This window comes from Xenorhabdus griffiniae (genome assembly GCF_037265215.1).
Lineage (GTDB): Bacteria > Pseudomonadota > Gammaproteobacteria > Enterobacterales > Enterobacteriaceae > Xenorhabdus > Xenorhabdus griffiniae.
On the sequence record NZ_CP147737.1, the window covers coordinates 1,572,486 to 1,589,169 of the forward strand.

Here is a 16,684-nt window from a genome sequence, read left to right on the forward strand (position 1 = left end):
CAGTTTAGCTGGCAAATTCATTAACGATATCGGCCTCTAACTGGTGAAAATACTTCACTGTCTTTACCTTCAGTTCCATGGTGGCAGGTTCATCACAGACAATCAGTGATTTTGGATGCATCTGGAGGCAACTGATAGTCCACATATGGTTGATATTCCCTTCTACCGCGGCTTGTAAGGCTTGCGCTTTATTCATTCCAGTTGCCAAAATCATAATTTCTTCGGCATCCATTAAAGTTCCCACTCCAACAGTTAATGCATATTGGGGGACTTGTTTTATATCATGGTTGAAAAAACGGGAATTGGCAGTCCGCGTTTCAATGGTCAGTGTTTTAATTCGTGTGCGTGAAGAAAGAGAAGAGGCCGGTTCATTAAAGGCAATATGTCCATCATTACCAACACCTCCCATAAATAAATGTATTTTGCCATAGGATTTGATTTTATTTTCGTAACGTTGGCACTCAATATCAATATCTTTCGCATTTCCATTTAACAAATTGATGTTCTCTTTGGGGATATCAATGTGATTAAAGAAATTTTGATACATGAATGAGTGGTAGCTTTGAGGATGATCTTCTGGCAGGCCAACATATTCATCCATATTAAATGTCACAACATGCTTGAAGCTCACTTTTCCGGCTTGATACAGGGAAATAAGTTCTTTGTAGGTTGCCAATGGGGTACTGCCTGTGGGAAGTCCGAGTACGAAAGGGCGCTCTGCAGTAGGATTGAACTCATTTATCTTGCTTACAATATAGTGAGCAGACCATCGGCCAACATCACTTGCCGTAGTTAGGGGGATAAGCCTCATGATTACCTCTTAAAAAACATTCAATAAATTAATTATGAGAATTATGCACGATACACATGATTTTGAGATATCAAAGTGGTGCGTGATAGCAATGTGACAAGACGACACGTGGCCCTTTCTCTAAGTGGGGTTTTGTCGCATCCAATGCAATATACATATTTTTCATAATAAAATAAGTTTTGCGTGATAGCTAGATTTTTGATTAAAAATTTATCAAATCAAGTGACTTTAATCACATATCAGACGGATTTAATTTGCGATGAAAAATATTTTTTTTAGACTAAAAACGTTTTAACAATAAATACATAAGTGATGACATAACGTCATTAATTAACTAAAAGACTCCATTAGCAGAGCTTTAAGGGGGCATAAGTGAATATTCTGAGCTACTTACAACGAATTGGCCGGGCATTAATGGTGCCGGTGGCAACATTGCCCGCAGCGGCAATATTGGTTGGTGTAGGTTATTGGATTGATCCAACGGGATGGGGGGCTGATAATGAGTTGGCGGCACTGTTTATCACGTCAGGTACTTCCATTCTCAACAATATGGGAATGTTGTTTGCGATTGGGATAGCCTATGGAATGTCGAAAGATAAAGATGGCGCTGCTGCACTGTCAGGTCTTATCGGATTTATTGTTGTCATGCAACTATGTTCTCCGGCCGCGGTGGCAATGATTAAGGGGATTCCGATTGAGGAAGTCCCAAAAGCATTCGGTAAGATTAATAACCAATTTGTTGGGATTTTGGTGGGTGTCTTCTCTGCTGAGTTGTATAATCGTTACAGTAATGTGGAGCTACCACAAGCACTGTCTTTCTTTAGTGGCCGTCGTTTAGTCCCTATCTTGAACTCTTTCCTGATGATTGTTGTGTCTTTTATTTTGATGTTTATTTGGCCAGTAGTTTATGGCTGGCTGGTAGCATTCGGTGAAAGCATCACCAATCTGGGTTCTGTTGGGGCGGGTTTGTATGCCTTCTTCAATCGTCTGTTGATACTGATTGGTTTGCACCATGCTCTGAATTCCGTATTTTGGTTTGATGTCGCTGGTATCAATGATATTCCTAACTTTCTTGGTGGACAGAAATCCATTGAAGCAGGCACTGCTGTCATGGGGATCACTGGTCGTTATCAGGCGGGTTTTTTCCCGATAATGATGTTCGGTTTGCCAGGGGCAGCATTAGCGATTTACCACTGTGCTCGTCCGGAGAATAGAGCCAAGGTTGCCGGTATTATGATGGCTGGGGCATTTGCGTCCTTCTTTGCTGGCGTAACTGAGCCACTTGAATTTTCGTTCATGTTTGTTGCACCAGTACTTTATGTGTTACATGCGGTCATGACTGGGATTTCGGTTTACATCGCGGCTACCATGCATTGGATTGCCGGTTTTGGCTTTAGTGCTGGGCTTGTCGATATGTTACTTTCCTCCCGTAACCCGTTGGCGGTTCATTGGTACATGTTGATCCCGCAGGGTTTGGTATTCTTCTGCCTTTATTATGTGGTTTTCCGTTTCACCATCAAAAAGTTTAATTTGATGACGCCGGGACGTGAGTTATCGGCCACGGATGAAACTGATGGTTATGATATCGATATGACGAAAAAAGAGAGTCATTCAGCGGGGAGTATTCATGAAATGGCTCATCAATACGTTGCTGCTGTTGGCGGTTCAGACAACTTGACGAGTGTTGACTCTTGTATTACTCGCTTACGTTTATCAGTGAACGATTCCAGCCTGGTCAATGAACAATTGGTAAAACATCTTGGTGCTACAGGTGTTATCCGCCTGAACAAGCAGAGTGTCCAGATTATTATTGGTACACGTGCAGAATTGATATCCAGTATGATGAAAGAAATTCTGAAAAAAGGTTATGTTGCAGCGGCAAAAGTCACTCTCAAATCTGAGGCTGATGTTTTGGTGGAAAAAGAGGACAAACAAGCAGGTAAACCTATTTTGACTTTAATTGCTCCTGTCACAGGTGAATTGGTCAAATTGGAAGATGTTCCTGATGAAGCCTTTTCCAGCAAATTAGTCGGTGATGGGATTGCCATAAAACCCACATCGGATACTGTTTTTGCTCCTGTTGCGGGTAAGGTTGTGAAGATATTTGATACCAACCATGCGGTATGTATTGAAACGGATAGCGGTATTGAGATCATTATTCATATCGGCATAGATACAGTCTCACTGAATGGCACAGGATTTGAGCGTTTGGTGGAAGAAGGAGAGCAAGTGAAAATAGGGCATCCTCTATTGAAGTTAGATCTTGATTACTTAAATGCACATGCCAAATCGATGGTCAGTCCTGTGATTATCAGCAATATTGATGATTATGCGGGCGTTAAAATTCTGACTAAAGGAAATGTAATCGCTAATAAGTCAGACTTATTTCAAGTAATGCAATAAGTGAATGCACATAATATTCTATGTCATAAAGAGTTAACAAACTGAGTTGAGACATAAATAAACAATTTCCCGGGAACATAGCTAATTATGTTTCTGGGAGTCGTCATCTGGGGTTATTCTCGCTTTTCCGCACTAACTTTATCCATTCCGCCATTTCCCACGAACAAAGTATTGTTTCTCGGTTCAGCTTATTAGATTATAGAGGGTTATGTTAAAGCGCTTTTTGCATTGAGGAAAAAAACGATGAGTGAGGCAGATGCCCGCCCGACAAACTTTATTCGTCAGATTATTGACGAAGATCTGGCAACTGGTAAACATACATCCGTACATACCCGTTTCCCACCTGAACCTAACGGTTATCTGCATATCGGCCATGCCAAGTCGATCTGCCTGAATTTCGGCATCGCTCAAGACTATCAGGGACAATGCAACCTACGTTTTGACGATACAAACCCCGTCAAGGAAGATATCGAGTACGTTGAGTCGATTAAAACTGACGTTCAGTGGCTGGGATTCCAGTGGAGTGGGGATATTCGCTACTCTTCTGATTATTTTGATACCCTGTATCAATATGCCATTGAATTAATCAATAAAGGCCTGGCGTATGTCGATGAACTGAGTCCTGAAGAGATCCGTGAATATCGCGGTACTTTAAAAGAGCCAGGTAAAAACAGCCCGTATCGTGATCGCAGCGTAGAAGAAAACCTGGCTCTGTTTGAAAAAATGCGTGCCGGTGAATTTGCTGAAGGTAAGGCATGTTTACGTGCCAAAATTGATATGGCATCCCCGTTCATTGTTATGCGTGATCCGGTCATCTACCGTATCAAATTCGCAGAGCATCATCAGTCAGGTAATAAATGGTGCATCTATCCGATGTATGATTTTACGCACTGCATTTCCGATGCGCTGGAAGGGATCACACATTCCATCTGTACGCTGGAATTCCAGGATAACCGCCGTTTGTACGATTGGGTATTGGATAACATTACGATTGATTGCCATCCACGTCAGTACGAGTTTTCTCGCCTGAACCTGGAATATACGGTGATGTCCAAGCGTAAGCTTAACCAGTTGGTGACAGAAAAGATTGTTGATGGTTGGGATGATCCACGTATGCCAACTATCTCTGGATTGCGTCGTCGTGGTTATACTGCGGCTTCTATCCGTGAGTTCTGCCGCCGCATTGGTGTGACTAAACAGGATAACAACGTTGAAATGGCGGCACTGGAATCCTGCATTCGTGATGATTTGAACGAAAATGCCCCACGCGCGATGGCGGTGCTTGATCCGGTGAAACTGGTGATTGAGAACATGCCAGAAGGTGAAGTCATTCTGACAATGCCTAACCATCCGAATAAGCCAGAAATGGGCAGCCGTGAAGTGCCGTTCAGCCGTGAACTGTATATTGACCGTGCGGATTTCCGCGAAGAAGCAAACCGCCAATATAAGCGTCTGGTTCTGGGCAAAGAAGTTCGTCTGCGCAATGCTTATGTGATTAAAGCAGAGCGGGTTGAGAAAGATGCAGAAGGTAATATCACTACGATTTATTGCCAATATGACGAGCAAACCCTGAACAAAGATCCTGCTGATGGTCGCAAGGTTAAGGGCGTCATTCATTGGGTCAGTGCTGCACACGGTGTAGCAGCGGACTTCTATCAGTATGACCGTCTGTTCAGCGTGGCAAATCCAGGGGCAGAAGATGACTTCTTGTCTACTATCAATCCAGAATCGCTGGTGATCCGTAAAGGATTTGTCGAACCAGGGTTGGCAAATGCATTGCCAGAAACAACCTATCAGTTTGAGCGTGAAGGCTATTTTTGTGCTGATAGCCGCTTGTCAAGTGCGGAACATCTGGTCTTTAACCGTACGGTTGGTCTGCGTGATACTTGGGCGAAAATCTCACAAGAGTAATCATCTCACTAAGATAATGTGACCTCGTACACAAAAAAGCGTGATTATTTTCACGCTTTTTTTGCCTGATAGCCTCGTAATGAAAATTAACTCCTTCAGCTAAGATTAAAAATTGCCTTATAGTCCCATATTGTATAGGGTTATTGTCTGACCAAATTTGTACACTATTTACCCAAAAATTTGCCCAAAAATTTACCCATCGAAAAAATAATAAGTTCGGACGAGGTAATTTATGAAACCCATTAAATTACGTACTTTGGCAGCATTCATCACGGCAGTTGGATTTATAGGCAACGCTCATACAGAAATAACACCGGCAATGTCATCACAGCAGATCGTAGATTTGCTGAGCCAGTTAAAAGTCAATTTCAACGTCATTGATAATCAGGCGGGTTCACATGGTACAGATTGTGCCATTCTTGGCGCTGATTCGGCGGCCTGTAATCGAGTCAATATCATCTTGAGCAATGGTGAGCAGGCAATCAACTCTTCTGATTGGGCGCTCTATTTTCACAGTATTCGCCAAATACTGAAACTGGATAATGATCAATATAAAATCACTCATGTTACGGGTGACTTACATAAACTGGAACCGACGAAAAAATTTACGGGCATCAAAGCCAATGAAAAGGTCGTGTTACCGATTATTGGTGAATATTGGCAAATTTACAGTACGGATTTTATGCCGCGTTGGTATGCGACTTCCGGTGATGCAAGGCCCAAGGTCTTGGTAAGTACCGATACGGAGAACATCAGCCAATTTTTATCCGATCTGGAAGGTGAACAGTGGAAACGAACCACCGCGGATAACAATATCCTGATGACACCTGAAAACCGCTTTGCAAAAAACCAACAGGTGGCAATAATCAGTGAAGATAAGCTGCGAGGACAGATTATTCCGACACCGAAAGTCCTTTCCGTTCATTCCCAGGATGTGGATTTATCTCGTGGCGTGAAATTAGAGTTGGGCGGATTGAGTGGCGAATCTATTAACGTGATCAAGGAGCATTTCAAAGCCCGTGATATTCCTTTAACGGATAACGGTTATCGAATAGCGACCCAGATCAACGCAAACCAATTTACCAAGTCCTGGAGAGTAAACGGTGCGTATTCATTGGAGATTACTACCAAAGGAACACAAATCGTCGCGTTTGATCAATCTGGCGTATTCTATGGTTTGCAGTCACTGTTTTCCTTACTTCCTGCCAATGGTATGCCAAAGATTGCGACATTGACGGCAAAAGATGCACCACGGTTTGAATATCGTGGGGTGTTCCTCGATGTTGGACGAAATTTTCATAGTAAAGAAGCTGTCCTGCGCCTGCTTGATCAAATGTCCCGCTATAAACTGAACAAATTCCATTTCCATCTAAGTGACGATGAAGGCTGGCGTTTGGAGATCCCTGGTTTACCGGAATTGACAGAAATCGGTAGTCAACGCTGTCATGATCTGAGTGAGACTCAATGCTTATTGCCGCAGTTGGGATCAGGCCCAGATAGCCACAACATGGGAAGTGGTTATTTTAGCCGTCAGGATTACATTGATATTTTGCATTATGCCAAAGCCCGCCAGATAGAAGTGATCCCAGAAATTGATATCCCCGCCCATGCTCGTGCCGCAGTGATGTCGATGGAAGCGCGCTATAAGCGGCTTATGGCACAGGGCAAAGAGCAGGAAGCCAATGAATATCGTCTGCTTGATCCGACAGATACCTCGAATACAACCTCAGTGCAGTTCTATGATCGTCACAGTTATCTTAACCCGTGTATGGACTCTTCAAAACGGTTTGTCGATAAAGTAATTAGCGAAGTTGTTGCCATGCATAAAGCGGCCGGTCTGCCGTTGAATACATGGCATTTTGGTGGGGATGAGGCAAAAAATATTCGTTTGGGTGCTGGATATCAGGATAGAGATGGACCGATTGTGCCAGATAAGGGGATTATCAACCAGAAAATTGAAGACAAGCCGTGGGCAAAATCTCAGGCTTGTCAGAAGATGATAGCGCAAGGCGTCATTAAAGATGTTGATGAACTTGCCAGTTATTTTGCCATTGAAGTCAGCAAAATCGTCAATGCCCACGGTATCAGCACCATGCAGGCATGGCAGGATGGCCTAAAATATGCCAAATCGGCAAAAGATTTCGCGACTCAATATGTAGCAGTGAACTTCTGGGATACCCTATATTGGGGAGGCTACGATTCTGCCAATGACTGGGCGAATAAGGGTTATCGGGTTGTTGTTTCCAGTCCTGATTATGTTTATCTGGATATGCCATATGAAGTTCATCCGAAAGAGCGGGGCTACTATTGGGCAACTCGCTTTAATGATGAGGCGAAAATTTTCAGCTTTGCCCCGAACAATATGCCACAAAATGCTGAGACTTCGGTGGATCGTGATGGCTATCACTTTAATACCCATAGTAATAAACGCTGGCCGGGAGCTTATGGCATATCGGGGCAATCATGGAGTGAAACCGTGCGTACCGATGAACAAATGGAATATATGATCTATCCACGCTTATTGCCGCTGGCGGAACGGGCATGGCACCAAGCTGAATGGGAGCAGAATTATCAGCAGGGCAGGGAATATAAAGGTGGAATAACGCATTATGTTGAGATTGCTCTCTTGCAACAAGATTGGGAACGCTTTGCCAATCTGATAGGACAGCGTGAGCTGGCTAAGCTGGATAGCGCCAAAATCACATATCGTTTGCCAGTGCCAGGCGGCAGAATTGTTTCTGGAACACTAGAAGCGAATATCGCATTACCAGGGGTGGTTATCCAATACTCATTGGATAATGGAAAAACATGGCAGGATTATAATGACAGACAGCGGCCTCATGTCAGCGGCAATGTGAAAATTCGTTCTGCCAATACTGATAGAAGCCGTTTTAGCCGTATAGATGAAGTTAAACTCTAACAGTTGCCTGGAGAAATGAGGGCAATAAATTGATAAAGCAACCTGCCGATTAATTATCAAGTTAATCGGCAGGTTGCTTATTTAGGTGAATAAATTGCAGAAGCAAATGGTTGCAATTATTTCATTGTCAGCGCTTGTTTATCATGCTTTTTCATCATGAAGCGTGCTATTTTCGCGGCAATCACCATCAGCACAGTGACCATATAAATAAAGACTGTGGTTTGAGAGCTTAATTCCATAACGCTCAGCGATATTTTTCTGACGCTCCTCAATGAATTCATCGTTAAATTCAATGACTTTACCGCAGTCGAGACAAATCAGATGGTCATGGTGATGTTGCTGAGTGAGTTCAAAAACCGATTTACCGCCTTCAAAATTGTGGCGTGTGACAATGCCAGCATCATCGAACTGGTTCAACACGCGATAGACAGTGGCGAGGCCAATCTCTTCACCGATATCAATCAGTTTTTTGTAGAGATCCTCCGCACTGACATGATGGCATTCTGGGTCCTGTAGCACTTCCAGAATTTTCAGTCGTGGAAGAGTTACTTTAAGTCCAGCATTTTTCAATGCTTTATTGTTGTCGGTCATGCGGATTCAGTCCTGTAACTTGAGTTAAGTGCACTTATGATACTTGGGGGTATCGTGAGGGAGTTTCATGTTGCTGATTATAGGCATGGATATTAAAAATGAAAACCATGCCTATTCATATATCATGACACATTATGCAAGAATAATCCTGCCTGAAAGGGCTTTTCTCTTCTTATTAAGCTTAAGCGCCTAGGATCTCTGACAGGCTCATTTCAGCCTTGATCTGCTGCACCCAGTTTTCAACGCGCTCATCTGTCAATTCAGGTTGACGATCTTCATCAATGGCCAGGCCAATAAAATGGTTATCGTCGGCCATACCTTTAGACGCTTCAAAATGATATCCTTCGGTTGGCCAGTGACCTACAATAATGGCACCACGAGGTTCAATAATATCGCGAATGGTGCCCATAGCGTCACAGAAGTATTCTGCATAATCTTCCTGATCACCACAGCCGAACAAAGCAACCAGTTTTCCGTCGAAGTTGATCTCTTCCAGTGTTGGGAAGAAATCATCCCAGTCACATTGAGCTTCACCGTAATACCAGGTTGGGATGCCAAGCAGCAGAATATCGAAGGCTTCAATGTCTTCTTTGCTGCTTTTGGCAATATCGTGGACTTCAGCAACATCAGCACCGCCCAATTTTTCTTGGATCATTTTGGCGATGTTCTCTGTGTTGCCTGTATCACTGCCGAAGAATATACCTATTATTGCCATAAAATGGGTTAACCTCTTGTTTTATTTGTGTATTAAATCTATACACATCACGCTGAAATCAGCTAGAAAAATGTCAGTTTCAGTAACATGAAAAGCGTTATTTTGACCAAACATCCATGACAAATCTGTCAGATTTGTGTGGTGACACCGCTTCGTTGTGTTTAATAAAAGCCGTTAATCGGCAAGGTGATTTTTTTCTGTCAGTTGGGCTAATAGCATTTGTTCAATCAATTCACTGCGGCTAATGTTGCGCTGTTTTGCCAGATGATTTAGTGCTGCGACGGCATCTTCATTAAGTTTGAGTTCCACTCGACGCAATCCTCTGACTTTATCTCGTCGCAACTGGTTGCGTTTATTGATCCTAAGCTGTTCATCCCTGGACAGTGGATTTGTTTTAGGTCGCCCAGGCCTGCGTTCATCTGCGAACAAATCCAGTGTGGTGCGATCAGTTTGTTCTTTTGCCATAAATTCAATTGATAATGGGCGTGTACCAATAATATAGCGGGCAATAATACCTTAGCTGGGCGCGTGTCGCTACTAGTTGATAGGAGAGATTGTTGGGATGGCTCAAATGTTGTGAGTGTGTTTTGAGTGAAATTTGAACTCTTTCCTTGCGGGATTTTCTCCCCAGAGCTAACATGTATGACAATGTAACACATGCTGTATAGGTAACTATTGAGGTATAACCATGAGTGAAACGACATTTACATTTAGGGTCGATGATACACTGAAAAGTGATTTTTCAGTGGCAGCAAAAGCACTTGATCGTACTGGTGCACAGATTTTGCGCGAATTTATGCGTGACTTTGTTCGCAAACAGCAAGAAGTGGCGGATTACGATGCTTGGTTTCGCGAACAGATTCAAATAGGTATTGAGGATGCCAATGTCGGAAATTTAATGTCAGCGGAAGAAGTTGAAGCTGACGCAAATGTATGGCGTGCTGAAGTCCGAGAGAAACTGGCTAAGAAATGAAGATCGTATGGACGCTATCAGCCAATGCTGACAGAAAAAAAATTCGTGAATATATTGCATTAGATAATCCGATAGCGGCTTTGACTATCGATGAACTTATTTCACAAAAAGCAAAGTTGTTAGTTGAACACCCCAATACAGGACGTCGCGGACGTATTGTTGGTACACGTGAGCTGGTTATTCATCGTCATTATGTTTTAGTTTATGACATAAAGAATGAATCGGTTAGGATCCTCCGTGTTCTCCATGCCGCGAGGCAGTATTGAATGTGACCGCTTAGGCGGTCACAGAATACCGGCTTCGGAGTTAAGAACATCTTATGATGCTATGTTAATTCCATAATGAGATGAACTCTGAGGCGAAACAAGTCTCATATCTTCAATAAATTTCTTTTTCAATCATCACTGAGTTTGTTGATACCAAAGCTGTGCATATAAGCTATCTTGCTGCACTAAGGCATCATGTGAACCTGATTCAGCGATTTTTCCCAAATCCAAAACGAAAATCTTATCGGCATGACGGAGAGTATTTAGCCGGTGAGCAATACTGATTACTGTTCTGTTTCGGCATATTTCAGCCATGTTGCTCATGATGGCCGCTTCAGATTCATAATCCAGAGCAGACGTGGCTTCATCCAGGATCAAGATCTTGGGATCACTCAGTAGCGCCCTTGCCAATGCGATGCGCTGCCGTTGTCCGCCAGAAAGATTTCCCCCTTTTTCGCCAACCGGATGCGCAAATTTATGGGGGAACGCGTTAATGAAATCAACCGCGCCTGCTAAGGTTGCCGCCCGATAGACCTCTTCATCACTGGCATTGGGTTTGCACAGGCGGATATTGTCCGCAATGCTGCCGGAAAACAGAATGCTTTCCTGCAAAACCACACTCATATTACGGCGCAATGATACTGGGTCGGCAATCGCTAAATCCATTCCATCCACCAAAACCTGACCGTGTTGTGGCACATATAGGCGCTGTAACAAGCGGGTTAATGTGCTTTTGCCGGAACCCGATGGCCCTGTAATACCAATAAATTCTCCGGCCTTAATTTCCAGTGACAGATTTGCCAGCACTTCTGGCGTATCTGCATGATAGCGGAAGCGTATATTGCGGAATTCAATCTGGCCTGCCAGTTCGGGGGCTGATGCCAGCCCTTGTTTACTGTTTTCCATTGGCTCATCAAGAATATCCCCCACCCGCCGTAGGGCGATCAGGGTGTGCTGGAAGTCTTGCCAGACTTGCGCCAGTCTTAGGATGGGCTGGGTAACGTGCCCTGCCAGCATATTAAAAGCAATTAACTCACCTGGGGACAAATCTCCATCAAGTACGCTTCGGACTCCCCACCACAACAGCAAGGCAGCAACCACTTTTTGGATCAGCTCAATCCCTTGCCCCGCTGCAAGCCCACTTTTTTGGGCGGTAAAGCGTTGGATTAACTGCTGGCTCAACACCTTTTGCCATTGGGACAAAAAGCGTTTTTCTGTCGCTGTGGTTTTGATGGTTTCAATACCCGTGACCGCTTCTGTCAGGAAGCTGGTGGCATTGGCATCGGCTTCATACTCTTTTTCTACCTTGCGCTGAATAATGGGGCCGACGGCGATCCAGAGCAAGAAATAGAGCACCAGCGAACTGATGACGAGCCATGTCAACAGGGAAGAGTAGTGGAACATCACGCCCAGAAACAGAATGATGAAAATCAGGTCAAGCAACAGCATAAGGGTAGAGCCGGTCAAAAACTGGCGGATCTGCGCCATTTCCCGAACTCTGGCGATAATTTGCCCTGTTTGCCGTTGTTTGAAATAGGGCAGGGGCAATCCTACGAGATGACGGTACAGCTTGCCGGAGAGTTCCGCATTGATTTGGCTGGCCGTATGGCCAAACACGGTATTGCGCAAAAACCCATACAGGGGTTCTGCCAATGCCAGTGCCAGCATCGCCATCCCTAATACATGCAGGCTGGAAATGCTCCGTCCAACCAATACCTTGTCGATGACATTTTCAAATAGCAAGGGGGCAGCCAGGGCAAAAAGTTGTAACACGATGGCAAACAGGAAAATATCCCGTAACTGGTTTTTCTGCCTGAAAATAGAGGGATAAAACCAGCTTAGTCCAAATTTAACCTGCTGCTTGGTCAGGGACTTATCTGCTACCAGTAGCACCTTGTATTGGTTAGATTGGCTGCCACTTGTTTTTTCATCGTGCAATAATGCACGCACTTCATATTTTTCGGTGGCAGGATCGAACAACGTAAATGTGTCAGGACGGACTTCTGACAATACCCACCAGCGCTGATCCAATTCAACCAATGCTGGTAAAGGTAATGTGGCGGCGGTATCCGGTGTCAGGCGTTCAAATTTGCTGCGTAACCCAATGGCATCCGCCGCTTCACGTAGCTGTGGATCTGTCAGTGTTAGGGAGTCCACACCCAGAATATGGTGTAATTGTTCGACAGAAGCCACCTTGTGGAACTGTTTCCCTAAATGGGCGATACAATCCAGCGCATAATTGTTTGTATTTTCACCGATTGTATTGTCGTCTGTTTGGTCTGTATCTGTATTACAGGTGAAGGTAAAAGTATCAGCCATGATTATTTTTCCCTCAATGCTTCAGATTGATATTCCTGGATTGGGCTGAGCAGATAATCAATCACTCTTCGCTGATCTGTCTTGATTTCCGCAACGATAGACATACCCGCCGTGATTTCAACAGGTTTCCCCTCTACCATAATATTGTTCTGTTTGAGGCTGATTTGTGCAGGAAAAACCAGGCCTAACTGTTCATCGGTGGTGGAATCCCGCGAAATGCTAAGTAACTCTCCCTCAATTGTGCCATAGCGGGTATAGGGGAAAGCATCGACTTTGACGGTGACATGCTGACCAGGCCGGACAAAACCAACATCTTTATTCAAAATCTGGATTTCGGCAAGTTGTACATGTTCATCAGGAACAATCACCATCAAATTTTGCGCAGGTTGCAGTACCGCGCCGAGGGTATGGACAGTTAATTGTTGAACGGTGCCGGTTACGGGGGAGCGCACAACTTCAAGCTCTTCCCGCTCTTGCATTTTCGAAATTTCTTGGTGCGTTAACGCCAACTGTATTTCTGCCTGTTTTCTTTTCTCAAACCATTCCCGCTCTTTTTTTATTTTGGTGCCCTTTAAGCGTTCTTCCAGGCTTTTGTACTTCGTTATCAGAATATCGAGTTCCGATTTTTGTTGGGCGATCAGCCTTTCTGTTTCCAGAAATTCCTTTTCTTGCTCCAGATATTCCACTTTGCTGATGACCTGCTTTTGGCTCAATGTTTTTCTGGCCTGTAAGCGTTGGTTGATATTTTCACGCAGGTTGGTTAATGAGCGAATATCACTGTTTCGTGCCTGTTGGGAAGTCAGGTTCTCTGCCATTTCCGTATGGATACTGGTAATGATTGAATCAAATTCCTGCTTTTCGTGAGCGTAATGCGTCAGAATGCTTGTCTGTCTATCTGCGGATTGTTGCTGGAAAAGTGGCAGGGATTTGGGATCCTGTTTTTCAAGCAGGGCTTGGTAACGGATTTCCTCTTCCACCAGATAATCACGTTGCTCGCTTAAACGGGCAATATCCTGATTGACGCCCAGCGTATTGAGTGTAAGCAGAGGTGCGCCTTTCTCAACATGCTGACCATTTGTGACATGGATAGCAATCAGGCGGCTCTGCTCATAAGCCTGAATGATTTGGGAACGACCAGACGCTATCAAACGTCCGGTTGCGGTTGCCTGTACATCCAGTTTCCCCAGGCAAGCCCATAGCAAAGCAAGCAAAACGCTAATGCTTAGGGTTATTGCCGTATAACGGGCGAACGGCGAAGGTGGACGTTGTGACAATGCCAAATGGGTTGGCAAAAAATCGTAATGCGGGTTGGCAATACGTAACGGTTTGATTCCTTTCCGAAAGATAGCCTTAAACATGGGCAGGCTCCTCCTGTTTTAGCTCTTGTTGTAACTGCCAAAGTTTCCGATAGTGTTTGCCTTGTTGCAGAAGCTGTTCATGGCTACCTTGTTCGATGATTTGGCCTTGGTGTAATACAATAATCCGGTCACATTGGCGTACTGTAGAGAGACGATGTGCAATGGTGATGACGGTTCTGCCTTGGGCAATCTCAGCCATGTTAGATTGAATGATGGCTTGTGATTCATCATCCAGTGCACTGGTGGCTTCATCCAGGATCAGGATCTTGGGATCTGACAGCAGGGTTCTGGCTATAGCCAAACGCTGTCGCTGGCCGCCTGATAGCGACTGCCCTCCTTCTGCGATCACCGTGTCATATCCCATCGGCAATCTGAGAATAAAATCATGTGCCCCAGCCAGCTTTGCTGCTTCGATGATCGCGGATAACGGGGCATCAGGGCAGGATTGAGACAAATTCTCATACACCGTTTTATTAAATAGAAAGTTTTCTTGCAGAACGATACCGATCTGCTGCCTGATGGATTCAATATTGAAATTTTGCAAGGGAACGCCATCCAGCGTGATAGCCCCACTTTCTGGGGTATAAAGCCGTAACAGCAAACGTGCAAGGGTACTTTTCCCGGAACCAGAGGTGCCGACAACGCCTACAGTTTCTCCCGCCCGAATATCTAGGGTGAAATGGTTGATAGTAGGGGGGAGATCGGGTTGATAGCGAAAGACGATATCAGAAAATGAGATTGCCCCGCGCAAGGTCACCTGTTCGTTACCTGATTGCTGCTCTGTTGGTAGATTCAGCATATCTCCCAGCTTCTCAATGGCAATGCGTGAACGGATAAATTGTCCCCACAGTTGCACTAACTTAGCCAGAGGTTGTTGGGTGTGGCTGACCATCATGTTGAAGGCGATCAGTTGACCAATGGTCATGTGCAGGGAAAGCACTTCCGAAGCACCCAGCCAGATAATGATGGCACTGGTGACTTTTTGTAGCACCATTACCAGATGACCGGAGCGATTATCCCATTGCTGTACATCATAACTGGTGCTGACCATCTTTTCGGTCTGGCTATCCCAGCGGCGAATAAAGCGGGGTTCAGCAGCAAGGCTTTTTAGCGTCTCGGCACCGGCAACGGTTTCAGTCAGGAAAGAGGTATTTATTGCGGCATGGGTGAACTGTTTTTCCACCGCTTTTTCGATTTTCGGTGTCACCCACCAGGCCAGCAGGGCATAGCAGGGCAGGGTAAGCAAGAAAATCAGCGTCAGCATACCGGACAATAAGCTCATGACATAAATAAAGACGAACATGAACAAAACGTCGATACACAAGGTGAACATAGAGCCGGTTAAAAACTCGCGAACGGTTTCCAGCTCCCGTACTCGTGTCACAATTGCGCCCACTTGACGAGATTTAAAAAACAGCAATGGCAAGCCAAACAGGTGGTTAACCAGCTTCAACCCTAGTTTGATATCAATCCGGTTGGCGGTGTGGGCATACTGATATTCACGCAATCCCCGCAGAATGATTTCAACCAGTCCGGCCGCCACCAACCCAAAAATCAGCACATCCAATGTGGAAAGCGCCTGGTGCACAAGCACTTTATCCATGACAACTTGCACGACCAGAGGAGAGATAAGCGCCAGGATCTGTAGAACCAAGGAGAACAGGAGTATCTCCGTCAGGTTCTTCTTTTGCCTGACAAATTCAGGAATAAACCAGCGGATATTAAATTGGTTGCTTTTTTGTGTTATTTTTATCCACTTGCCACTCCATAGATTGATAAATTCTTCTTTACCTAATATCTCCGGTGTATCTTGATAAGGTTTTTGAATTAAAACCCGCTGTTCATCATATTTCGCCAGAATGAAAGGTTGCCCATCATTATTAAACAAAATGGCTGGCAAAGATATGGCACTTAACTTCTTATTTATAGAGTATTTATTTTGGATTTTAATATTACATTCTTTTTGTAGCTGCTTGAGAGTAGAAATATAATCATCACCATCATTTAAGTTTTTATTTGATATGGTCGTATGATCTCTATTAGATATCATTATTATTAAATTAATTAATGATATTATTGTTTTTTCTATTTCATTCATTAAGTTCAATCTTTTTTAAATAAAAAATCACATTTTTGATATAAACAGATAACCTATACCAATCTAACTCCAAGATGCGTGTGATTTCTCCCCGCGAAGCAGGGGAGAAATCAGGTTTCATAGCATATAGCATGTTGTAAATTGCAACTTGAAGTTTAATGCGTATAAAAGTGCGCGAAATGTTAATATATTAACTTATTTTAACAAATCAATAAAAATATTATCTGCTATCAAAGAGTCTGTAAATGCCAGTAATTAGAATAAAATGCAGAGTCTGAATAGACATGCGCTATTTATATGTTGATTTTAGCCAATAAAT

General features: G+C 44.0%; 12 protein-coding genes. 5 read left to right on the forward strand and 7 right to left on the reverse strand.

The window, feature by feature from the left end; genetic code table 11:
* Positions 1–4 precede the first annotated feature (4 nt).
* Entirely contained in the window at positions 5–811 is an 807-nt protein-coding gene (nagB, locus tag WDV75_RS07105; protein ID WP_273558223.1) for a glucosamine-6-phosphate deaminase, read from the reverse strand.
* A 372-nt stretch (positions 812–1,183) separates the two neighbouring features.
* On the opposite strand from nagB, the gene nagE reads away from it, so the two are divergent.
* The 3 genes from nagE to WDV75_RS07120 all read left to right on the forward strand — a co-directional run bounded on the left by nagE (position 1,184) and on the right by WDV75_RS07120 (position 8,045).
* The gene (gene nagE / locus WDV75_RS07110; RefSeq protein ID WP_273558224.1) at positions 1,184–3,214 is read left to right on the forward strand and encodes an N-acetylglucosamine-specific PTS transporter subunit IIBC; all 2,031 of its coding nucleotides are present in this window, start codon (positions 1,184–1,186) and stop codon (positions 3,212–3,214) included.
* A 243-nt stretch (positions 3,215–3,457) separates the two neighbouring features.
* Positions 3,458–5,125, forward strand: coding sequence for a glutamine--tRNA ligase (glnS, locus tag WDV75_RS07115; RefSeq protein WP_273558225.1), 1,668 nt, complete (start codon positions 3,458–3,460; stop codon positions 5,123–5,125).
* 232 nt (positions 5,126–5,357) lie between these two features.
* Positions 5,358–8,045 (forward strand): beta-N-acetylhexosaminidase, encoded by a 2,688-nt coding sequence (locus tag WDV75_RS07120; RefSeq protein WP_273558226.1) that lies wholly within the window; start codon positions 5,358–5,360, stop codon positions 8,043–8,045.
* Positions 8,046–8,186: 141 nt separating this feature from the next.
* On the opposite strand, the gene fur is transcribed toward WDV75_RS07120, so the two are convergent.
* From fur to ybfE, 3 genes are all read right to left on the reverse strand, one after another.
* On the reverse strand, positions 8,187–8,636 hold the full coding sequence (gene fur, locus WDV75_RS07125; protein ID WP_189758084.1) for a ferric iron uptake transcriptional regulator: 450 nt from the start codon (positions 8,634–8,636) through the stop codon (positions 8,187–8,189).
* A 181-nt stretch (positions 8,637–8,817) separates the two neighbouring features.
* The gene (gene fldA / locus WDV75_RS07130; protein WP_273558227.1) at positions 8,818–9,351 is read right to left on the reverse strand and encodes a flavodoxin FldA; all 534 of its coding nucleotides are present in this window, start codon (positions 9,349–9,351) and stop codon (positions 8,818–8,820) included.
* A gap of 174 nt (positions 9,352–9,525) precedes the next feature.
* A complete protein-coding gene (gene ybfE, locus WDV75_RS07135; protein ID WP_189758086.1) occupies positions 9,526–9,816 on the reverse strand; it encodes a LexA regulated protein in 291 nt (96 codons plus the stop codon).
* A 223-nt stretch (positions 9,817–10,039) separates the two neighbouring features.
* Here ybfE and WDV75_RS07140 point away from each other — a divergent pair, with 223 nt between their 5' ends.
* Both WDV75_RS07140 and WDV75_RS07145 read left to right on the forward strand, forming a co-directional pair.
* The gene (locus WDV75_RS07140) at positions 10,040–10,324 is read left to right on the forward strand and encodes a CopG family ribbon-helix-helix protein (protein ID WP_273558228.1); all 285 of its coding nucleotides are present in this window, start codon (positions 10,040–10,042) and stop codon (positions 10,322–10,324) included.
* Positions 10,321–10,590, forward strand: coding sequence for a type II toxin-antitoxin system RelE/ParE family toxin (locus WDV75_RS07145; protein ID WP_273558229.1), 270 nt, complete (start codon positions 10,321–10,323; stop codon positions 10,588–10,590). Before WDV75_RS07140 ends, WDV75_RS07145 begins: the two co-directional genes overlap by 4 nt.
* Positions 10,591–10,725: 135 nt before the next feature.
* Here the strand turns inward: WDV75_RS07145 and WDV75_RS07150 are convergent, their stop codons facing one another.
* Genes WDV75_RS07150 through WDV75_RS07160 form a run of 3 tightly spaced genes read right to left on the reverse strand, consistent with a single transcriptional unit; the run spans position 10,726 to position 16,365 of the window.
* Positions 10,726–12,909, reverse strand: a complete 2,184-nt coding sequence (locus WDV75_RS07150) for a type I secretion system permease/ATPase (protein ID WP_273558230.1) — start codon at positions 12,907–12,909, stop codon at positions 10,726–10,728.
* Between the two features lie 2 nt (positions 12,910–12,911).
* Positions 12,912–14,267 (reverse strand): HlyD family type I secretion periplasmic adaptor subunit, encoded by a 1,356-nt coding sequence (locus WDV75_RS07155; protein ID WP_273558231.1) that lies wholly within the window; start codon positions 14,265–14,267, stop codon positions 12,912–12,914.
* Positions 14,260–16,365, reverse strand: coding sequence for a peptidase domain-containing ABC transporter (locus WDV75_RS07160; protein WP_273558232.1), 2,106 nt, complete (start codon positions 16,363–16,365; stop codon positions 14,260–14,262). Before WDV75_RS07160 ends, WDV75_RS07155 begins: the two co-directional genes overlap by 8 nt.
* Positions 16,366–16,684: the final 319 nt, after the last annotated feature.

Coding starts and splice junctions, on each gene's coding strand:
- nagB (WP_273558223.1), bottom strand. CDS start 811: ATGAGGCTTATCCCCCTAACTACGGCAAGTGATGTTGGCCGATGGTCT.
- glnS (WP_273558225.1), top strand. CDS start 3,458: ATGAGTGAGGCAGATGCCCGCCCGACAAACTTTATTCGTCAGATTATT.
- WDV75_RS07120 (WP_273558226.1), top strand. CDS start 5,358: ATGAAACCCATTAAATTACGTACTTTGGCAGCATTCATCACGGCAGTT.
- fur (WP_189758084.1), bottom strand. CDS start 8,636: ATGACCGACAACAATAAAGCATTGAAAAATGCTGGACTTAAAGTAACT.
- fldA (WP_273558227.1), bottom strand. CDS start 9,351: ATGGCAATAATAGGTATATTCTTCGGCAGTGATACAGGCAACACAGAG.
- ybfE (WP_189758086.1), bottom strand. CDS start 9,816: ATGGCAAAAGAACAAACTGATCGCACCACACTGGATTTGTTCGCAGAT.
- WDV75_RS07140 (WP_273558228.1), top strand. CDS start 10,040: ATGAGTGAAACGACATTTACATTTAGGGTCGATGATACACTGAAAAGT.
- WDV75_RS07145 (WP_273558229.1), top strand. CDS start 10,321: ATGAAGATCGTATGGACGCTATCAGCCAATGCTGACAGAAAAAAAATT.
- WDV75_RS07150 (WP_273558230.1), bottom strand. CDS start 12,909: ATGGCTGATACTTTTACCTTCACCTGTAATACAGATACAGACCAAACA.
- WDV75_RS07155 (WP_273558231.1), bottom strand. CDS start 14,267: ATGTTTAAGGCTATCTTTCGGAAAGGAATCAAACCGTTACGTATTGCC.
- WDV75_RS07160 (WP_273558232.1), bottom strand. CDS start 16,365: ATGAATGAAATAGAAAAAACAATAATATCATTAATTAATTTAATAATA.